This is a genomic window from Rhodococcus sp. 05-2255-1e, from assembly GCF_002259025.1.
Lineage (GTDB): Bacteria > Actinomycetota > Actinomycetes > Mycobacteriales > Mycobacteriaceae > Rhodococcoides > Rhodococcoides fascians.
In genome coordinates this window covers 1-20249 of record NZ_NOZE01000034.1, presented here as the reverse complement: position 1 = coordinate 20249, position 20249 = coordinate 1, and the positions used below count along the sequence as shown (strand labels likewise).

19 protein-coding genes and 1 pseudogene are annotated in these 20249 nt (G+C 65.3%); 11 read left to right on the top strand and 9 right to left on the bottom strand.

What is annotated here, in order from left to right:
- Positions 1-214: 214 nt before the first annotated feature.
- The gene (locus CH262_RS21835; RefSeq protein ID WP_094718470.1) at positions 215-853 is read right to left on the bottom strand and encodes an MOSC domain-containing protein; all 639 of its coding nucleotides are present in this window, start codon (positions 851-853) and stop codon (positions 215-217) included.
- Positions 850-1971, bottom strand: a complete 1122-nt coding sequence (gene ygfZ, locus CH262_RS21830) for a CAF17-like 4Fe-4S cluster assembly/insertion protein YgfZ (RefSeq protein ID WP_032400972.1) — start codon at positions 1969-1971, stop codon at positions 850-852. The genes CH262_RS21835 and ygfZ overlap by 4 nt, the downstream gene beginning before the upstream one ends.
- 45 nt (positions 1972-2016) lie before the next feature.
- On the opposite strand from ygfZ, the gene CH262_RS21825 reads away from it, so the two are divergent.
- The 5 genes from CH262_RS21825 (at position 2017) to CH262_RS21805 (ending at position 8900) form a co-directional block, all read left to right on the top strand.
- The gene (locus CH262_RS21825; protein WP_032407655.1) at positions 2017-2883 is read left to right on the top strand and encodes an aminodeoxychorismate lyase; all 867 of its coding nucleotides are present in this window, start codon (positions 2017-2019) and stop codon (positions 2881-2883) included.
- 131 nt (positions 2884-3014) lie between these two features.
- The gene (locus CH262_RS21820; RefSeq protein WP_094718478.1) at positions 3015-4532 is read left to right on the top strand and encodes a cytochrome ubiquinol oxidase subunit I; all 1518 of its coding nucleotides are present in this window, start codon (positions 3015-3017) and stop codon (positions 4530-4532) included.
- 9 nt (positions 4533-4541) lie between these two features.
- Complete coding sequence (cydB, locus tag CH262_RS21815; protein WP_094718469.1) at positions 4542-5579, top strand: cytochrome d ubiquinol oxidase subunit II; 1038 nt, start codon at positions 4542-4544, stop codon at positions 5577-5579.
- Complete coding sequence (cydD, locus tag CH262_RS21810; RefSeq protein ID WP_094718468.1) at positions 5576-7276, top strand: thiol reductant ABC exporter subunit CydD; 1701 nt, start codon at positions 5576-5578, stop codon at positions 7274-7276. Before cydB ends, cydD begins: the two co-directional genes overlap by 4 nt.
- On the top strand, positions 7269-8900 hold the full coding sequence (locus CH262_RS21805) for an ATP-binding cassette domain-containing protein (RefSeq protein ID WP_094718467.1): 1632 nt from the start codon (positions 7269-7271) through the stop codon (positions 8898-8900). Before cydD ends, CH262_RS21805 begins: the two co-directional genes overlap by 8 nt.
- Positions 8901-9093: 193 nt before the next feature.
- Here CH262_RS21805 and CH262_RS21800 read toward each other — a convergent pair whose 3' ends face one another.
- On the bottom strand, positions 9094-9759 hold the full coding sequence (locus tag CH262_RS21800; protein WP_094718477.1) for an FABP family protein: 666 nt from the start codon (positions 9757-9759) through the stop codon (positions 9094-9096).
- A 376-nt stretch (positions 9760-10135) separates the two neighbouring features.
- On the opposite strand from CH262_RS21800, the gene CH262_RS21795 reads away from it, so the two are divergent.
- Complete coding sequence (locus CH262_RS21795) at positions 10136-11680, top strand: cutinase family protein (RefSeq protein ID WP_094718466.1); 1545 nt, start codon at positions 10136-10138, stop codon at positions 11678-11680.
- 67 nt (positions 11681-11747) lie between these two features.
- Here CH262_RS21795 and CH262_RS21790 read toward each other — a convergent pair whose 3' ends face one another.
- From CH262_RS21790 to CH262_RS21770, 5 genes are all read right to left on the bottom strand, one after another.
- Positions 11748-12053 carry a DUF1416 domain-containing protein gene (locus CH262_RS21790; protein ID WP_008719402.1) on the bottom strand — a complete coding sequence of 102 codons (306 nt, stop codon included), beginning with the start codon at positions 12051-12053 and terminating at the stop codon, positions 11748-11750.
- Position 12054: 1 nt separating this feature from the next.
- Positions 12055-12891, bottom strand: coding sequence for a sulfurtransferase (locus CH262_RS21785; RefSeq protein WP_094718465.1), 837 nt, complete (start codon positions 12889-12891; stop codon positions 12055-12057).
- A 42-nt stretch (positions 12892-12933) separates the two neighbouring features.
- Complete coding sequence (locus tag CH262_RS21780; RefSeq protein WP_027495863.1) at positions 12934-13410, bottom strand: DUF4395 domain-containing protein; 477 nt, start codon at positions 13408-13410, stop codon at positions 12934-12936.
- A gap of 254 nt (positions 13411-13664) precedes the next feature.
- The gene (locus CH262_RS21775) at positions 13665-14078 is read right to left on the bottom strand and encodes a thioredoxin family protein (protein ID WP_032367498.1); all 414 of its coding nucleotides are present in this window, start codon (positions 14076-14078) and stop codon (positions 13665-13667) included.
- Positions 14075-14854 carry an LmeA family phospholipid-binding protein gene (locus tag CH262_RS21770; protein WP_027495865.1) on the bottom strand — a complete coding sequence of 260 codons (780 nt, stop codon included), beginning with the start codon at positions 14852-14854 and terminating at the stop codon, positions 14075-14077. The genes CH262_RS21775 and CH262_RS21770 overlap by 4 nt, the downstream gene beginning before the upstream one ends.
- A gap of 130 nt (positions 14855-14984) precedes the next feature.
- Between CH262_RS21770 and CH262_RS21765 the strand changes: the two genes are divergently transcribed.
- The 5 genes from CH262_RS21765 (at position 14985) to pstA (ending at position 20019) form a co-directional block, all read left to right on the top strand.
- Positions 14985-15743 carry a winged helix-turn-helix transcriptional regulator gene (locus CH262_RS21765; RefSeq protein WP_027495866.1) on the top strand — a complete coding sequence of 253 codons (759 nt, stop codon included), beginning with the start codon at positions 14985-14987 and terminating at the stop codon, positions 15741-15743.
- On the top strand, positions 15744-16682 hold the full coding sequence (gene mshD / locus CH262_RS21760) for a mycothiol synthase (RefSeq protein WP_094718464.1): 939 nt from the start codon (positions 15744-15746) through the stop codon (positions 16680-16682).
- Positions 16683-16881: 199 nt separating this feature from the next.
- Complete coding sequence (pstS, locus tag CH262_RS21755) at positions 16882-17982, top strand: phosphate ABC transporter substrate-binding protein PstS (RefSeq protein WP_032367500.1); 1101 nt, start codon at positions 16882-16884, stop codon at positions 17980-17982.
- Between the two features lie 87 nt (positions 17983-18069).
- The gene (gene pstC / locus CH262_RS21750) at positions 18070-19107 is read left to right on the top strand and encodes a phosphate ABC transporter permease subunit PstC (protein WP_027495869.1); all 1038 of its coding nucleotides are present in this window, start codon (positions 18070-18072) and stop codon (positions 19105-19107) included.
- Positions 19108-19110: 3 nt separating this feature from the next.
- Positions 19111-20019: a phosphate ABC transporter permease PstA gene (gene pstA, locus CH262_RS21745; RefSeq protein ID WP_027495870.1), complete on the top strand. Its 909-nt coding sequence runs from the start codon at positions 19111-19113 to the stop codon at positions 20017-20019.
- A gap of 125 nt (positions 20020-20144) precedes the next feature.
- Here the strand turns inward: pstA and CH262_RS21735 are convergent.
- Positions 20145-20249, bottom strand: a pseudogene (locus CH262_RS21735) (ATP-binding cassette domain-containing protein); the annotation flags it as partial.

Sequence of the window (20249 nt, the reverse complement as noted above, 5' to 3'; positions counted from 1 at the left end):
GGGGAAATTTGGCGGCCCCGTTAGAGTTGGTATTTCTTCCTGGCACACACTCTAGCGCGCGAATCGCCGCGATGCGCATACGGCACCACGTGTCGATGCCGGGCCCGGCGGCGCGACACGCCCGGGGCAGGGGTCCGCGCTGCCTGTACCTGCGCATATCCGTGCTCAGGCGAACTATCTTCGCGCTACGACACGAAAACAGTAGTGCTGTGTGTCATGGCCTCCGCGACGATTTCAGCGCCGCCGCCGCGTCGCGGTACACCTTCGGTGCCAATCCGGGCTCGTCCAGAAGAGTCTGCATCGCCGCGGCGTCCCGCCCCTCGAAGAGCATCCGCACCGTCACCGCGTGCCGAGGAACCGATTCGACCGTCACCGAATCACCGGCGGCGAAGACCCCGGGCTCGAGCACTCGGAAGTAAGCACCCACATCTCCCTGGGCCGTGAATCGGCGAACCCACCCCGGCTCGCCCATCCACCGCGCGAACGTGCCGCAGGGCTTGCGTGCGATGGTTGCCTCCAGCGTCACCGTGCCGATGCGCCACCGCGTGCCGATCACCGCGTCGGTCACCGGGACGCCGCTGGTCCGCAGATTCTCGCCGAACCGTCCTGGCTCGACGGGCGCACCCAGCTGATCGGCCCAGTACCGGGCCTCTGCCTCGTCGTAGGCGTACACGGCTTGATCCAGACCACCGTGGAACTTGGTATCGGAACAGTGGTCCCCGCCGATGCCGAGCTCGTGCACATCCACCGGGCCGAGCACGGGGCGCTTGTCGATGCCGCTGTCGACGACGCCGCGCCGCCCGAACGGAACGTCGGCATGCACCACGCAGACCGCCGAGACGGTCCCGGTCACCGGCCGCGAAGGCGATCGACGGCCGCGCGGCCGGCCTGAACGTCGTCGTACGAGGGGATGGAATCGGGGTCGATCGACGCTGCGCACGGACCCGCCTCCAGGGCGGTGTCCACCGGAATCGTTCTCTTGACCAGCGCGAGGGCAACGGGCCCGAGCTCGAAGTGGTCGACAACGGTCCCCAGACGCCCCACCGCGCGGCCACCGGCGGTGACAGGGTCGCCGGTCACGGGCCGTCCGTCGGCGGAACCGTCGAGATGCAGGAGTACCAGGTGACGCGGCGGTCGACCGAGGTTGTGCACCCGCGAGACGGTCTCCTGCCCGCGATAGCAGCCCTTCTCCAGATGAACCGCGCCGAACTCGGCTGCACTGCCGATCCATCGGACCTCGTGCGGAATGGTCTTCTCGTCGGTGTCCACGCCCACCCGCGGTCGCACCGATTCCACCCGCAACGCCTCGTACGCCCACGTTCCGGCCGGGGCAGCACCGGCGTCACGGAGGCGAAGGAACCAGTCGCTCAGGCCTGCTCGGGGGACGACGACGTCGTACGAGTTCGGACCCGGCCAGGGCATCCGCCGGACGAAGCCGCCGCCGTCCACTGCCGACGCGCCGTAGATCTCGCTCGGAACCGGGAGGCCCGCCTTGTCGAGGATCGACGCCGCGTCGGATCCGAGGACGGAGAGAACGACGAGTTCGTCGGCCTCTCTGGGTTCGGCCTTGGCCCAGAAGACCATCTTCTTCAGGAACGACAGCAGATCCGGTCCCTGTGCACGTTCGGTGTCGATGTAGGTGACCCCGCCCAGATCGGTCTGAACGAAGTGATGCTCGATGCGGCCGTTGACGTCCAGGCTCAGGTTTTCGGCCGAGCTGCCGTCGGGCAGATCCGACACGAGTTGGCTCGAGATCGTGTTCAGCCAACTCGAGCGCTCGTCGCCGCTGATGGCAAGCACGAATCGGTGGGATCGATCGATGACGGCGGCTGCGCTGACGGCACTGCGTTGTTCGCCGAACGGATTGCCGTAGTGCCAGGCGACGCCGGCATCGACGCTGTCGTCGGGAGAGGGCACTGCGCCGGGGAGAGTGAGAAGAGGACTCGGGGTGATCGTCACAGGATCGGACACCACTCCATAGTAGGAGCACCCGGCCACAGCCTTTAGGGTGGCGGCATGTCGGAGTCGGTAGTGGTGACGTTGGACGGCCGAGTGCACGACGCGGATCGGCCGTTGCTGTTCGCCGACGATCTGGCTGCCGTGCGTGGTGACGGCGCGTTCGAGACGCTGCTGGTGCGTCACGGCTCGGCCTGCGGCGTCGAGCTGCACCTGGCGCGTCTGGCCGTGTCGGCGGCGGCCCTGGATCTTCCCGTCCCCGATTCGGATGCCTGGCGCGCAGTGATCGAGCAGTCGGTCGGCCTGTGGACGGAGAAATCCACGGACGAGGGCGTTCTGCGGTTGGTGCTGAGCCGTGGTCGTGAGGGCGGCGGCGATCCGACGGCGTTCGTGACGCTGGGGCCACTGCCGGGTCGAGTGCGCAACGCCCGGGAGAACGGGGTGTCGGTGATGACGCTCGATCGGGGCTACTCGGTCGACTTCTCCGCCGGTGCGCCGTGGCAGCTGGCAGGCGCGAAGACGTTGTCGTACGCGACCAACATGGCCGCGCTGCGCCACGCTGCCCGCCAGGGCGTGGACGACGTGATCTACCTCAGCAGCGAGGGCAGAGTGCTGGAGGGACCCCGTTCGACGGTGGTGGTGGCGCGCGGTAAGACTCTCGTCACACCGTCGGTCGAGCAGGGCATCCTGGCGGGCACCACAGTTGCCGCCCTGTTCTCGGTGGCCGAGGCGGCCGGCTGGACGTGCGAGCACGGACATCTGTATCCAGCGGATCTCATTGCAGCGGACGGTGTTTGGCTCGTTTCGAGCGTCACGCTGGCGGCGCGGGTGACATCGATGAACGGCGTCGTTCTGGGGCGGCCCAGCCGCGCGGACGAGGTGCCCGAGATGGTCGATCTCGCGGTGGAGACCGTCCGGATGCTCTGAGGGCCCAATGGCCCTGTCGAAAGACTCTTCCCTACTACTACTCGTAGTAGTACATTCGAATCAGTCGCGGGCCAATGCCCTGACCTGCGGTGTTGCCCGTCACAGCTCGGGTGGAAGAGTTCGGAGTATCGATGGACGCGTTGGATGTCTCGCGGTGGCAGTTCGGTATCACCACCGTTTATCACTTCATTCTCGTACCCCTCACCATCGGCCTCGCGCCGATGGTGGCGGCCATGCAGACCATGTGGGTGATCACCGGCAAGGATTCCTGGTATCGACTGACCAAGTTCTTCGGCAAGCTGTTCCTCATCAACTTCGCACTCGGCGTCGCAACGGGAATCGTGCAGGAGTTCCAGTTCGGAATGAACTGGAGCGAATACTCACGATTCGTCGGTGACGTGTTCGGTGCGCCCCTCGCACTCGAAGGGCTGGTCGCGTTCTTCCTCGAGTCCACGTTCCTCGGTCTGTGGATCTTCGGATGGAGCAGACTACCCAAACTCGTTCACCTGGCGACCATTTGGCTCGTCGCCATCGGCGTCAACGCCTCGGCCTTCTTCATCATCGCAGCCAACTCCTGGATGCAGCATCCCGTCGGCGCGATCTACAACGAGGAAACCGGCCGCGCCGAGCTGACCGACATCTGGGCGCTGCTCACCAACAACACTGCGCTGGCAGCATTTCCACACGCGGTCGCAGGCGCATTCCTCACCGCCGCAACCTTCGTCGCCGGCATCTCCGGATGGTGGATGGTCCGCGAGGCGCGCAAGAAGAAGACCGAGAACGAGCGCGGCACACTCCCGGCCGATGGGGTCACTCCGCAGGCTGCGCTCCCGGCCACCGACTCGCGCTCGATGTTCCGATCGGCAGCGCGCATGTCCTTCATCGTCATGATCGTTGCGGGTGGGGCGCTTGCCATCACCGGAGACATTCAGGGCAAGCTCATGTTCGAGCAGCAGCCGATGAAGATGGCCTCCGCAGAATCGTTGTGCGACACCGAAACCGGAGCCAGCTTCTCGCTCCTGACCGTGGGTACCCACAACAACTGCGAATCCGTGGTGCACCTCATCGCGATCCCCGGCCTCACGTCGTTCCTGGCGGAGAACGACTTCGGTGCCACCGTGCAGGGCGTCAACCAACTACAGGATCAGTACGAGCAGCAGTTCGGACCGGGCAACTACAAGCCCAACCTGTTCGTCACCTACTGGGCGTTCCGGATGATGATCGGCCTGGCCGCAGGCTCTGCGTTGCTCGCTGTCGCCGGACTGTGGGTTACCCGAGGTGGCCGGATTCCCGACCAGAAATGGTTCTCGTGGCTGTCGCTGCTGGCCATTCCGACGCCGTTCCTGGCCAACAGTGCCGGCTGGATCTTCACCGAAATGGGGCGTCAGCCATGGGTTGTCGCGCCCAACCTCTCGGGAGTCGATCAGATCCGGCTCACCGTCGACCAAGGCGTCTCCGACCATCCCGTCGGCCTCGTCGTCGCCTCGCTGGTGACGTTCACACTGCTGTACGCCGCTCTCGGAGGTGTCTGGTTCTATCTGCTTCGGCGCTACGTCATCGAAGGACCTCTCGACCACGACGCGCACCCGCACGTCGACCCACCGGAATCGGAAGACGATGAGCCCAAGCAGCTCTCGTTCGCGTACTAGGGGATAGCAATGTCACTGCCCGAATTCTGGTTTTTCATAATCGCTTTCTTCTTCGTCGGCTACTTCGTGCTCGAAGGCTTCGACTTCGGCGTCGGCATGCTCATGCCCATTCTGGGTAGGCACCCCGACCCCGTGACGGGAGAGAAGCGTCGTCGCGCAGTTCTCAACACCATCGGCCCGGTCTGGGACGGCAACGAAGTCTGGCTCATCACTGCAGGCGGTGCCCTGTTCGCGGCGTTTCCCGAGTGGTACGCCACGTTGTTCTCGGGCTTCTACCTGCCGTTGCTGTTGATCCTGGTGGCGCTCATCCTGCGCATCTGCGCCATCGAATGGCGCGGCAAGATCGACGACCCGGTGTGGCGTCGTCGCTGCGACATCGGCATCGGCATCGGCTCGTGGGTTCCGGCGGTGCTGTGGGGCGTCGCGTTCGCCAACATCGTCCGCGGAGTCGCGATCGACGAGAACAAGAAGGTCACCGCAGGGTTCTTCGACCTCCTCAACCCGTACGCACTGCTCGGCGGAGTAACGATGGCCGTGGTGTTCGCACTGCACGGTGCCGTGTTCATCGCGCTCAAGACCTCCGGCGACGTCCACGAGGACTCGGTGAAAATGGCAGCGTGGCTGTCGGTTCCGGCAGTGCTCGTCGGTGGTGCCTTCGCGCTGTGGACCCAACTCGCGTACGGGAAAACCTGGACGTGGGTACTGGTCGCGGTGGCAGCAGTGGCCCTGCTGCTCGTCGTCGCGCTGACGGCGAAAGAACGTGAAGGCTGGGCCTTCGTCTTCACCTGCATTGCCATCGTCGCCGTCGTCGTGCTGCTGTTCGCGTCCCTGTTCCCCAACGTGATGCCGTCCAGCACCGATGCCGCCTTCGATCTCACCATCGCCAACGCGTCGTCCAGCCCGTACACGTTGACGGTGATGACGTGGGCTGCGGCCTTCGCTGCGCCCGTCGTCCTCGGCTACCAGGCGTGGACGTACTGGGTTTTCCGGCAACGTATTTCGAGCGCCCAAATCCCCGACTCGATCGGGCTGTCGGTGAAGTCGTGACCGCACCCACCACTTCGCGGACACGGCCGAAGGGCCCGGTCGATCCGCGACTGTGGAAGTACTCGCGCTCCGCCCGTGGGTACGTGCTCGTGACGGTCGCGCTGTCGACCGTGGTCACCCTGTGCATCATCGTGAGTGCACTGGCGATCGGACGCGTGCTGGCCGGCGTCATCACCGACCCGTCGGCCAGATCGTTGTCCGCATGGACGACGGAACTGGTCGTCCTGGCCGGTGCAACAGTGGTTCGGGTGCTCGCGACCGGAGCCCAGTCTCGTTACGCACACCGGTCGGCGTCGCGGGTCGTCGCCGAGCTGGAGATCGAAGTACTCACGACGGCAACGCGTTTCGAGCCTCGCGAGCTCGACGCCGAGCGCGAAGAACTGGCCGTCGTCGTGACCCGCGCCATCGGCGGACTACGGGCGTACCTGACCGGCTATCTGCCGGCGCTGGTGCTGGCCGTCATCGTCACCCCGTTGGTCCTGATCGTCATCCTCACACAGGATCTGACGTCGGCCGCCATCATCGCCGTGACCCTGCCGCTCATCCCCGTCTTCATGATCCTGATCGGCTTGCTGACCAAGGGGCGGGCGGCCGCCACGCTCACCACGATGACCAGGTTGTCTGCGCAACTGCTCGATCTGTTGGCAGGCTTGCCGACTCTGCGCGCGCTCGGGCGCGAGCACGGACCGGCCGCTCGTGTTCGTGCATTGGGCGACGCCCATCGTCGAACGACCATGCGCGCACTGAAGATTGCGTTCCTGTCGTCGATGGTGCTCGAGTTGCTCGCGACGCTGTGTGTAGCGCTGGTTGCCGTCGGCATCGGGCTGCGTCTGGTGTTCGGCGAGATGACACTCGAAGCCGGCATCATCGCACTCGTCCTCGCGCCCGAGGTGTACTTTCCACTGCGTGCCGTCGGCACCCAGTTTCATGCGGCCGAGGATGGCGTCGAGGCAGCCGATCGTGCATTCCGGGTGTTGGACCGGCGAGCGGCGCGGCCGACCGGTGGCCGCACCGTCGACGCAACAGCGGTCGACATCGAGCTGGACGGGCTCGGCGTTGCAAGTCGGGACGGAGCGGCACCAGCGGAGCTGAGTGCGCTGTGCCGTGCGGGCACCGTCACGGTCCTGACCGGACCGAACGGCGCAGGTAAAACGACTGCGCTGCACGCGATCCTGGGCCTGACTCCGCCGTCGACCGGCGCGGTGAGCGTCGGGGGAGTGCCGATCGCCGAACTCGATCTCGAACAGTGGTGGGCGCAGGTGGCCTGGCTCCCGCAGCGGCCGGTGTTGGTGCCGGGCACGCTCTACGACAACGTGACCCTGCACGGAATCCCCGACTCGGCTGCACTGGAACTCGCCTGCCGCGCAGCCGGATTCGACGAGGTGCTTCGAGAACACCCCGAGGGCTGGGACACTCGCGTCGGGCAGGGTGGGGTGGGGCTCTCGCTCGGCGAGCTACAGCGCCTCGCACTGACACGTACCTTCGTGTCCGATGCTCCGGTGATGCTGTTGGACGAGCCGACGGCACACCTGGATCCGGTGAGTGAAGCGACTGTGCTGCAGGCGGTTCGAGATGCCGCCGACCGCGGCGTCACTGTGGTGATGGTCGGTCATCGGCGTTCGGTGCTGCATGCCGCCGACCGCATCGTCGAGGTGCGCAGCGACTCGGCCACGAAGCGGGAGTTCGAGCATGTCTGATCTGCGACGAGCACTGGCGCTGTTCGAGCTGTCTCCGCGCAGAGTCGTACTGGCCGTGTTGGCCGGAGTGGCGACACTGGGCAGTGCACTCGCCCTGGCGGCACTGTCGGCGTGGTTGATCACCCGGGCGTGGCAGATGCCACCGGTGCTGGACCTGTCGGTTGCCGTGGTAGCCGTTCGGGCACTGGGTATCTCGCGCGGGGTGTTTCGGTATCTCGAACGCTTGACCACCCATGATGTGGCGCTGCGCGGAACGACGGCGGCCCGCACGAGGATCTACGAGAGACTGGCGAACGGGAACGGCGCGGTCGCTCTGCGACGGGGTGACGTTCTGGCGCGCACAGGTGCGGACGTGGACGTTCTCGGCGACGTCGTCATCCGGGCCGTCGTTCCCATCTGTGTGAGCGTGCTGATGATGCTCGCTGCCGTGGGCCTGCTCGCCGGAATCGCACCTGCCGCCGCATCGATTCTGGCGGTGGCATTGCTGATCGCCGGCGTGGGTGCACCGATACTCGCGGCCCGGTCGGCGAGGATCGCCGAGGAAGCCGGTGCCGAAGCCGACGTGCGCTTCGCCGAGACAGCGGTCCGCGCACTCGACCATGCGGCGGAACTGCGAGTCGCCCGTCGTCTGGACGCGACACTCGCCGAAGCCGAGGTCGCAGCACACGACTCGGTGGTTGCGCGAGATCGCGCGGCGCGTCCGTCGGCACTCGCCGATGCCGCACAGCCCTTGGCGATCGGAGCGTCGGTGATCGGGTCGTTGCTGATCGGCATCGGGCTGTACGGCCCGGACGGAGGCACGGCGGGCGGCATGACGCCGATGGCGCTCGCGATCATCGTGTTGGTTCCACTGGCCGCATTCGAGGCGACCGCAGCGCTGCCCGCAGCAGCAATCGCACTGATGCGCGGCCGAATCGCGGCCACCCGAATCATGACCATGCTCGACGCGGCTCCCCACGTGAGTGGCAGCCTGAACGGGTCGTTCCGCGGGCTCCACTCCTGCCCGACCCCTGCTACGAACTTCCGCGCACATGCGCGGAGCGCAATCATCGGGCCCAGCGGATCGGGAAAGACGACGATGCTTCGGGCGCTCGCCGTCGAATTCGGCTCGGATGCAGCGCTGTTCGCCGAAGACGCGCACCTGTTCGACACCTCGATTCTGGAGAACCTGCGAGTGGTGCGGGGCGACGTGGACGAAGACCAGGCAACGCAGGCATTGCGACGAGTGGGTCTCGGACCGTGGCTCGACGCGTTGCCCCAGGGCGTTCACACGACACTGATCGGTGGGGCGCAGGCGGTCTCGGGTGGCGAGCGTCGTCGACTCCTTCTCGCACGCGCACTGCTGAGCACCGCGCCCGTCGTGCTGTTGGACGAGCCGACCGAACATCTCGACAGAATCTCCGGCGAACGGATTCTGCGCGAGCTGCTCACCACCGACGACGGGCTGTTCGGTGCCGAGCGAACGGTGGTCGTCGTCACTCACCAATTGCCCGAGAACACCGACGCCGACCAGGTGATCGACCTCGGAGACAGGACTGCGAAAAAACCCTTTGCCGACTCCCGATCGCGGGCGTACGTTGGGAGTACACGAGAGAGGAGGTGGTCTGAAGTTGATGAACTCTAGGACGCGTGAGGTGGCTGTCAGCTAGCCGCAATCGCTGACGGATTCACTGCGAAGACCGCGCGAGCGGCAGGCGAATCCCAGGCAGCTACCCGGCCCCCGAGCCCCCGACCTGTCCGGTCGGGACCTGACAACAGGTATGGCTCGGGGGCCGTTCGCATGCGAACGGCCCCCGAGATCCGAAAAAGATTCTGCGTCAGCCGATGTAGCGGGTGAGGCGGGCCGACAGACGCGGTGCGAGCGGGCCGTCGGCGACGACACGTTCCTCGACGTACGCCAGATCCCCGCCCTCGACGATTCCGTACAGGCGGCGAGCTCCGCCCACCAGCGCGCCCGAGGTGCTGCGGATGACGACGTCGGTGGCAAGTTCCCAGGACGACTGGGTCAGGGCGTGACCGTAATACAGTTCGACGACGCCGGTGCTGTGCGTCAGCAGCAGCTCGACGACTTCTTCGTCCTTGGACCCCTTGACTCCGTTGCCGCCGCTGATGCGCCAGAACCCGGTCTCCCGAAGGTCGGGGTGCGCGTAATTACCGTCGGAATCGAGTCTCCATGAGCGCGATTCCCAGCTGAGGTAGCTGCCGCCGTCATGGGAGACGACGATCTGCTGACCGAAGGGATAGTCGGTGTCCGTTTCGGGATCGTGCCCCTCGCCCTGACCGCGCCACACGCCGACGAGTGGCAGCAGCGCCAGCATCGACGGGTGCAGATCGGGGCCGAGCCGCAGGTTTGCGGTGTCGTCCGGATGGGGGATGTCGGGCAGCACCGGGATGTTGCGCGCCGACGCCTCGGCGAACTTCTGCTCGGCAGCCGAAATGGCTTGGTCACCGCTGGTGATAGGGGTGCCCAGTCCGTCGTCGATGCTGTCGGGGTTGCCCGCGCCCGGTTCCGTCACGACTCGTCGTTGACCAGTCGGTAGACGACATAGAGCGAGAACGCGATGATGGCTACTGCCGCAAGCGCCAGCAATACCTCGAAGAAGATGACCACGGAACCGAGTTTAACCCGCGGCGAGACCGGTCGATGACAACGGTCCGTTTCCGCGCTGTGGCATTGGTGACACACCACCATGTTTGCGGCCCGCAGTGCCCTGGATCACTCGTAGTGATGGCGAAATCGACTCGAGCAGGTACCTTCTTCCCGGGGGCGTCGGGCTCTCGACTTCGAGAGCGCCGACGAATTCACTTTGTGTGTCGAAAAGGCTGTTGTCTTGTAAGGCTGGGGAGGTCTCTGCAGAAATGCTGCGTCGTAAGCGTGTTCTGACATCGTCGTTCGGTTCCGTATTGGTTCGATCGGCGGTTGTCACCTTGGCGTTGGCCCTTGCAGCTCCCGCTGCTGCGCTGGCCGCGCCCGACTCGGGATCGTCCGATTCGGGTTCGGCAGAGTCGGGTTCGGCCGACTTCGGTTCGTCTCAGGGTCCGAACATCGATCCGAACAACTACGCGCAGGACTGCCCGGACGTACTGCTGTTGGCGGTGTCCGGAGCCACCGACTCGGACTCCGATCGCAATCCGCTCAACGAAGAAGCGCAGACGATCGCGTCGAACTGGGTCGGCAACGTCACCGTTCCGGTCGGTGAGGCGAACGCGGACAGCCCCGGCACCGTCGGCTGGCTCTACGTCCCGTATTCCTCCACTTACGGCTTCGACGTACTCGACAACGTGCCGACCTACCAGGAGTCGATCGCCGACGGCATCGCGTCGACCAATCGGTTGATGGACGAGTACAAGACCAAGTGCGGTGAGAAGACCAAGTTCGCGCTCCTGGGATACAGCGTCGGCGGCGAAATTCTCGATCGCGTGACGATGGAACTCGGCCACCGTGATCCCAATGCTCTCGTCACGTCCGACGACGTCGTCGGTGTCGTCATGGTGGGGTCGCCCTACCGCCCGGCCGGTGTGCCGAACTTCGGTGACGAGGTGGGCCAGTCGCTCGGCGGCTTCATGGACCAGGCGCCGCGGGACTACGGGTCGATGACGGACAAGGTCACCTGGTCGTGTCGTCCCTACGATCTCGCCTGCGACTCGCCGGACAAGATCGAACTGCTGCAGCTGGCGCTCGGTGTACTCGGTCAGATGCGGTTGACGCTGCTCAACCCGGTGCAGACCGTCTCTGACTTCGGTCGGACGGTCGCCTCCATTGCCACCCGCGCGATCATCGATATCGCCACGAACAAGTCGTGGCTCGAGTCGGACGAGACGCTCCTGCAGGTTCTCGTCAAAGTCTCCGACCGGCAGTATCAGGTGGACGACGCGAAGGCTGCAGCAGCGCTGTCGCCCGATCAACTACTTGCCGATCTCAACTGGGCCCTCGGTCCGGGTGCCGAAACGGTGAAGGCGAAGTTGCGTGCCGAGGGCGAGGGCCTGGTGGAGAACAACAAGGGCATCGTCGACGTCGTGCTCGGCCCCTACTTGGCGATCGGCTTTCTGCAGCACCTGTCCTACTGGTACAACGACCCCAACGACGGGGTCGAGTGGGAAAGCGAAAAGATGGTCGCCTGGGTGACCGATCTCGCCCGCACCGAACGCGAGAAGAAGAACGCGCCTCCCGCGGTCGACCCGGCCACCCCCGGAACCCAGGCACCCCAGACCCAGGCACCCCAGACCCAGGCACCCGAGACGCCCGCGCCCGCCCAGGAATCCCGGGTGCTGCCGGAGCCGCGGACGCAGACTCGTGTCAGCGACCTCGGTGCCTTCCTCGAATCCCAGGGCATTCCGGTACCTCCCGGCATGTTCCCGCCGCAGTACTCCACGGTCCCCGAGCCGGCGCGAGCGGTCGGCTAGAACGACGAAAAGAACCCCCCACCTGGTTGCCAGGTGCGGGGTTCTTCTGCGTGATCGGTTCGGTGACTCAGACTCCGACGGTGACGTCGGCCGAGTGCACGCCCGCGCCCTCGGGCGTGATGACGGTGTCGCCGTTGCCCGATGCGGACAACGCCCGCAGCGTCCACTGTCCGGGGGCAGCGAAGAAGCGGAAATCGCCGGTTCCCGACGCGACGACCTCGGCGGTGAATTCGCCGGTGCCGTCGAGGAGACGGACGAATGCGCCCGCTACCGGCTCACCGTCGCCGGCGAGGACACGGCCGGTGATGACCGTTTCCTTCTCGACGTCGACGCCTGCGGGGATGGTCTGACCCTGCACGGGTGCTCCACACATATCAGTGAACCTCCAATTCGATGGGTGCTCCGACGAGGGAGCCGTATTCGACCCAGCTGCCGTCGTAGTTCTTGACGTCTTCCTTGCCGAGGAGCTCCTTGAGCACGAACCAGGTGTGGCTCGAGCGCTCACCGATGCGGCAGTAGGCGATGGTGGCCTTGCTGTCGTCGTAGCCCTTGGTCTTGTACAGCTCTTCGAGTGCCTCGTCGGACTTGAACGTGCCGTCCTCGTTGGCGGTGGTGCTCCACGGGATGTTGATCGCGGACGGGACGTGGCCACGCTGCTGAGCCTGCTCCTGCGGGAGGTGTGCCGGCGCGAGGATCTTGCCGGAGAACTCGTCGGGGGAGCGCACGTCGATCAGGTTCTTGTTGCCGATGGCGTCGATGACCTCGTCGCGGAACGCGCGGATCGACAGATCCGGGGCCTCGGCGCGGTAGTGGGTGTTCTCCCGGCTGACGACGTCCTTCGACAGCGGGCGGCCGTCGAGTTCCCACTTCTTGCGGCCGCCGTCGATCAGCTTGACGTCCTTGTGGCCGTACAGCTTGAAGTACCAATAGGCGTAGGCGGCGAACCAGTTGTTGTTTCCGCCGTAGAGCACGACGGTGTCGTCGTTGCTGATGCCCTTGGCCGAGAGCAAGCCGGAGAACTGCTCCTGATCGAGGAAGTCGCGGCGAACCGGGTCCTGCAGGTCCTTGCGCCAGTCGAGCTTGACCGCACCTTCGATGTGTCCGCCGTCGTAGGCGCTGGCGTCTTCGTCGACCTCGACGAAGACGATCTTCGGTGCGTTCAGGTTCTGCTCGGCCCAGTCGGCAGAGACCAGGACGTCGGAGCGAGCCATGGTGTTCCTTTCGGTCTTTCTTGTCGGATCAGGGGGTAGTTGTCACGCTGCGGTGCGCGAGTTGCCGCGCAATCGAGCTGCGAGGGGGTAGATCATGCAGCCCAGGCACACTGCGAACGCTGCGTTGAGAAACGCCGCGAAGAGCGCGAAGCCTGTCGCTACGGTGCCGACGACGGGAGCGCCGAGAGCGAATCCGAGGACTCCGACGGCGGCGAACACGAAGCCCACCAGTTGGGCGAACTTCAACGGGGCCACCGGCTCACGTTCTGTGGTCGGTGAGCGCCGCGGCGCGACGAATGTCGCGTAGATCGTGCCGTACGGACTGTGCTTGGGTCCGCGGACGGCTCCGATTCCGAACACGATCGCCTGGAGCCCCAGCAGGATTGCCGCTGCGGGAACCGAGACCGTGCTCGCGAGGAGGACGACGACCAGAACTGCGGTGGTGATCCACGCGGCGAAGCGCGGACCACGGACGTCGACCTGGTCGATCGTGGTGGTGTGGGTGTCGGATGTCGACATCGAGAGGTACTCCTGTGCGAGGCCGGGGCACGGCTTGTCGCCGGTGCTCGGATGTGGATTTCGATCATCGGGCCGGCATCACGCATGGGCGTGGCGGCAGACGGAAATCAGCAGCAGCGACAGCAACAACCGCCCAGTCGGCACAGATCAACCGTGCGTCGACTGGTGAGCATGAGCTCGCGGCGGGAGAACACGAAGTGCATCCTACCCGTTACCAGGGGCGCGTCGTACCGCCCACCTGAGTAGCTCTTGCCCTACAGCGCGTCGAGAGCCTCGCGCAGGGCTGCGGCCGACGGCACGCCGGCAATTCTCGAACGCCGACGCAGTTCTCCGTCGAGGACGAAGGTCGTCGGCAGCGAGAGCACTCCGAGTTCACGGGCGAGAACAGGCTGAGCATCGATGTCGAGTTCGACTTCGCGTGCGTCGGTGCGGTCGGCGAGAACCTGATGCACCACACGACGCACGGCAGCGCACGGACCACACCAGTCCGCCGAGAAGTGCAAAATCGTCGGAGTTCCCGAGGTGACGCCCGCATCGACGAGCAGCGGGAGAAGGTCGTCGGAATCGGTGGACGCGATGGTGCGTACGGCACCGGAACGACGACGCAGAATCAGTCCGACAGCAACGGCAAGGACCGCCACGACAACCAGAACTGTGATCCCTGTCACGGCTTTTCGATCTCGTTGAGGTCGATGTTCACGTTCTCTCCCGACCCTTCGACGACGATCTGTGAACCCTCCGCGTAGACGTCCGTCGGCAGCAGTCCGAACGGCAGGCTCTGGCGTTCGATGGTCTTGGTGAACAGGCCGAGAACTGTGGGCTTGGCGAAATCGGGAATCGTGAAGTCGGCCTGCCCCTCCGGTCCGAAGTAGAAGTCCGATGCCACGATGGCGACACTGTCACCTTCGAGCAGAAGGTCGGCCTGCACGCTGACGGTGGTCTGCAGCGGTCCCACCGGAACCGTTCCCGTCAGTACGACGCCACCGGCGGTGGTCTTGCCCGACCCGCCGGAGCCGCCCGTGCCGTCGGACTTGTCGGCCGGAGGTGCCGAAACCTGCAGGTCGACGATGCCGAGGAACCGTCCGAGATCGGTTGCCTCGATGCGGACGCGGCCGTCGAGCTCGTCCACCGGGATGTCGCGGACGTTGTTGTCGATCAGGTCGGACAGGGCGATGTGGACGCCGCGCAGATTGGCTTCGATGGTCGTCGAGCCGACGTATTCGGTCGGGACGTCCTGGGCTCGGATCTCGATGTTTTGATAGCGGCCGTCGGCGGCCTGGGTGAGGAACGGAAAACCGTGCACGATCACTTGGGGGTCCGAGGTGAGTTCGCCGCCGTCGCGGATGGCGCGCGAGACGCGATATTCGGAGTAGGCCGCGGCCCCGAAATCGACGACGAGCGCGAGGGCCAACAGGCTGACGAGTCCGATGAGAAGTGTGCGCACCGGTCCATTGTGACCGAAGCATCGCGTACTGCCCGCTTCGACCGGTTGTACGGACAAGCTAGTCTGTGTCCTTGACGATCACTCGATTCCAGCGTCGGCTGGACCGGCCAGCGGTAAGAACGGAGACGCAGTGGAGCTCCTGTTACTGACCTCCGATCCCAATCCGGAGGGCGTACTCCCGTCTCTCGCGTTGCTGGCTCACCACATCCGGCCGGTACCGACCGAGGTGTCTTCTCTTCTCGAAGCCGGTTCCGCCGACATCGCGCTGGTGGATGCACGTACCGATCTGGCTGCTGCTCGCGGTCTGTGTCGGCTGCTAGGTAGTACCGGCTCGGCCATCCCCGTGGTCGCGGTCCTGACCGAAGGCGGCCTGGTCGCAGTCAATTCCGACTGGGGGCTCGACGACATCCTGCTGCCCGGCACGGGTCCCGCGGAACTGGACGCTCGGCTACGTCTGTTGGTCGGCCGAAGCGGCGGGGTTGCGAGTCCCGAGACGTCGGGCAAGATCACGCTCGGTGAGTTGGTCATCGACGAGGGCACGTACACCGCGCGGTTGCGCGGTCGCCCACTCGATCTGACCTACAAGGAATTCGAGCTGCTGAAGTACCTGGCTCAACATGCGGGCCGCGTCTTCACCCGCGCCCAGTTGCTCCAGGAAGTGTGGGGCTACGACTTCTTCGGTGGCACTCGCACCGTCGACGTCCATGTTCGACGCCTCCGCGCCAAGCTCGGCACCGAGTACGAGTCGCTGATCGGAACGGTGCGGAACGTGGGCTACAAGGCCGTGCGTCCGTCGCGTAACTCCAAGGGCGGTACGGCTCCGGACGCCATGGCCGGCGATTCCGACGATGCGGATTTCGAGTTCGAGCAAGAGAGTACGCTCTCGTAGATGAATTCGGATACTGCGTTCGACGTCCACCCCCTCGACGGCGACGCACCGTCCTCGCGCGTCAGCGACGAGATTCACCGGATCCTTTCGCGTGCAACCGAAGTCGACGGGACTGCGCCGCTCTCGGAACAGGCCGTCAAGGCCGTCGACGCGGGTCAGGGCGTCGTTCGATTCGTTGCTACCGACGCAGATCGAGTCGTCGGGTACGTCGGCGTCGCCGACGGTATGGCCGAGGCAGTGGTCGATCCGGAGTATCGCGGTCGCGGCATAGGTCGGCGATTGGTCAGCAGCGCACTCGATCTCGGCTCCGACACGCGGATCTGGGCGCACGGAAATCTGCCCGCAGCACAGTCCGTGGCGCGTGCGCTCGGGCTGACGGTGGCCCGGGAACTGCTGCAGATGCGGCGGGCTGCAGCAGAGCCCGAACTGCCCGATGTGGTTGTACCACAAGGTATTTCGCTGCGAACCTATCGTGGGCACCAGGACGATGCCGAATTGTTGAGGGTGAACAACGCGGCGTTCTCCTGGCATCCCGAGCAGGGCGGCTGGACCGACCGCGACATCGCGTCGCGGCGAGACGAGCCGTGGTTCGATCCGGCGGGTCTCTTCCTGGCCTTCGAGGAAGGCAGCGACCACCTGCTCGGATTCCACTGGACGAAAGTTCACGCCGCTGAGGATCGGGTCGTTCCGCAGGCTCCACTCCCTGGGGGCAACGACCCGGCCATCGGTGAGGTGTACGTGGTCGGTATCGATCCGCAGTCGCAGGGTCGCGGTCTCGGACGGGTACTGACCCTGGCCGGGCTGCATTATCTGCGCGGTCGCGAACTGGACCAGATCATGCTGTACGTCGAGGCCGACAACACCGCGGCGGTGCACACGTACACCAAGCTCGGGTTCGCGAATTACCACGTCGACGCCGCGTACGCGCGGACCGCGTAATCGGACATTTCCAGCACGGTGTTCATCTTCCGTTCACCCACGCGGGGGTAAACGTCTACCACCTGCCTTTACCTTTCTCTCTGGGCGGCAACCTACGCTGCCTGGTGCGAGGGTTCTTCTGAGCCGGCACCTTCACAGTCGCAGCGCGAACCTCGAGTTCGCGCCGCGATCACGGCCCAAGATTCCTCGGAGGAAACAGGTGAACCTCAAGCGCAACGGTGCTCTCATGAGTGCAGTGGCAGTCAGTGCCATGTTGCTGGCCGCATGCGGTAGCGACGCGAACGTCGCCACCACGGACGGTGCATCGCAGTCCTCGGCTTCGTGCGAAGGCAAGTCCCCGTTGACCGGTGAAGGCTCGTCCGCACAGCAGAACGCCATGTCCAACTTCACCTCGATCTACTCCGGCGTCTGCGCAGGCAAGGCCGTCGAGTACACCACCAGTGGTTCGGGCAACGGCCGCACGCAGTTCGTCGCGGGCCTCGTCGACTTCGCCGGCTCCGACTCGTCCATCAAGGACGACCAGGCCGCACAGGCCGCCGTGCGCTGCGCCAACAACCCGGCGTGGAACCTGCCGCTGGTCTTCGGCCCGGTCGCAGTGGCCTACAACGTCGACGGTGTCGACAACCTGGTGCTGAACCCCGACGTCATCGCGCAGATCTTCACCGGCAAGATCACCACCTGGAACGACCCGGCCATCGCCGCACTCAACGAGGGCGCAACGCTCCCGTCGACCGCGATCACCCCGGTCTACCGCTCCGACTCGTCGGGCACCAGCGACAACTTCCAGCGCTTCCTCGCGGCATCCGCTCCCGAGGCATGGACGCTGAACCACAGCTCCGATTGGGCCGGCGGCGTCGGCGAAGGTGCCAACGGATCCTCGGGCGTCGCCCAGGCCGTCGCCGCCACCCCCGGTGCCATCACCTACGTAGAGAAGGGCTTCGCCGACCAGGAGTCGCTGGGCAAGGCCGCTGTCGACTTCGGTAACGGACCGGTCGAGCTGAGCAGCGAGACCGCAGGCAAGGCAATCGACGCCGCGAAGTTCAAGGGCGAGGGCAACGACCTCGTCATCGACATCGACGGCCTCTACGCCAGCGACGCAGCGGACACCTACCCGCTGGTCCTCGCGACCTACGAGATCGTCTGCTCGAAGGGCTACGACGCCGACACCACGGCAGCAGTCAAGTCCTTCCTGCTCAGTGCAGCCAACGAGGGCCAGCAGGGCCTCGAAGAAGCCGGTTACGTGCCGCTGCCCGACGCATTCAAGGAACGCCTGGTCACCGCCATCGAAGCGATCGCCTGATCCTCGATAAACCCGGTTTCGCCTTCGGCTCGCGGTGACGCGGGCCGAAGGCGGACCACCCTGCATCGACACGAGACAGTGAGCGGTATGAGCGACACCCACTCGATCACCGGCATCCCCTCAGCGGCTACCGTGCCTACCACAGGTGCCGCCCACGAACCGGAAGAACCACAATTGTCAGACTCGAAAACATCGGGGACGGTCACCCGTCCCGGTGACAGGATCTTCTCCGGCTTGGCCAAGGGCTCGGGCATCTTCATCATCGCCCTGATCGCTGCGGTCGGCATCTTCCTGCTCTGGCGAGCGATTCCCTCACTGTCCAACAACACGGTCAACTTCCTGACCTACAACGGCGCGTGGGACACCTCGAACACCTCGGCAATGGTGTTCGGTGTACTCGACCTGTTTCTGGTCACCGTCACCGTGTCGTTGTTCGCTCTGATCCTGGCGATGCCCGTCGCGCTCGGTATCGCGATCTATCTGACCAACTACGCACCCAAGCGTGTTGCCGGACCGCTCGGCTACGTCATCGACCTCCTCGCCGCCGTCCCGTCGATCGTCTTCGGCCTCTGGGGCCTGTACGTCCTGGCCCCGGCGATCAGCCCGTTCGCCGAATGGCTGAACTCGTCGCTGAGCTGGTTCCCGCTGTTCAGCACCGGCTCGGTATCGATCGCAGGCGGCGGCACCATCTTCACCGGCGGCATCGTGCTCGCCGTGATGATCCTGCCGATCATTGCCGCCGTCACCCGTGAGGTGTTCGTCCAGACGCCCAAGGGCCAGGTCGAGGCGGCTCTCGCGCTCGGAGCCACTCGCTGGGAAGTTGTTCGCACCACGGTCATTCCGTTCGGCAAGTCCGGCTTCGTCAGCGGTTCGATGCTCGGCCTCGGACGCGCACTCGGTGAGACCATCGCGCTCTACATCATCATCCGCAGCACCCAGGCGACCTTCGGCGGAACGTTGTTCGACGGCGGTTCCACCTTCGCGACCAAGATCGCGCTGGCAGCAGGCGAGTTCAACAACCCGCTGCAGGCCGGTGCCTACATCGCCGCCGGTCTGGTGCTGTTCGTCCTGACCTTCGTCGTCAACGCCGGTGCCCGCGCCGCCATCGCCGGAAAGAAGGACTGACCCATGACCGCAACCATGGACAAGCCCGTCAAGGAGCCCACGTTCCAGGGCGTCAGCGCCCGGCGCAAGGCGTCGAACCTCGCGGCGACGATTCTCGTCAGCCTGTCGGTGCTCGTCGCCCTCGTACCACTGATCTGGGTGCTCTACACGGTGATCTCACGTGGACTGTCCGCTGTGGTCGCACCGGCCTGGTGGCAGAACTCGCAGGCCGGAATCACCCAGTTCATCGCCGGCGGTGGTGCGTACCACGCGATCGTGGGAACCCTCCTGCAAGGACTGTTCTGCGCCGTCATCTCCATCCCGATCGGCATCTTCGTCGCCATCTACCTCGTCGAGTACGGCGCAGGGACCAAACTGGCCAAGGTCACGACGTTCATGGTCGACATCCTCACCGGTGTTCCGTCGATCGTCGCGGCCCTGTTCATCTACGCGCTGTGGATCGCCACCTTCGGGTTCCAGCGCTCCGGTGTCGCCGTTGCCTTCGCCCTCGTGCTGCTGATGATTCCGGTCATCGTGCGGTCGGCCGAGGAGATGCTGCGCATCGTTCCGCAGGACCTGCGCGAGGCGTCCTACGCACTGGGCGTGCCGAAGTGGAAGACCATCGCCAAGATCGTCATCCCCACCGCGCTCTCCGGCATCGTCACCGGCATCATGCTGGCGCTGGCCCGAGTCATGGGTGAGACGGCTCCGGTGCTGATCCTGGTCGGCTCGGCCACCGCTATCAACTTCAACATTTTCGAGGGGCCGCAGACGTCACTGCCGCTCATGATGGTCGACCTGCAGAAAGCAGGAACCGGCGTGCTCACCGCGGAGCGCATGTGGGGAGCAGCCCTGACGCTGATCCTGATCGTCGCAATACTCAACATCGGCGCGAAGTTGGTCTCGAAGTTCTTCTCGCCCAAGAACTTCTGACCCACCCGACTCCAGAGAATCCTAAGGAATCAGAACATGGCAAAGCGTCTCGATCTCAAGGACGTCAACATCTACTACGGCAAGTTCCATGCCGTCTCCGACGTCACTCTGGCAGTCCCGCCGCGCAGCGTCACCGAACCTTCGACGCGAGCGCCGGGCGTGACCTCGTGCATACGGTTGAGCGAACGCAGGACGGTCGACTTACCGCAGCCGGACGGTCCGATGAACGC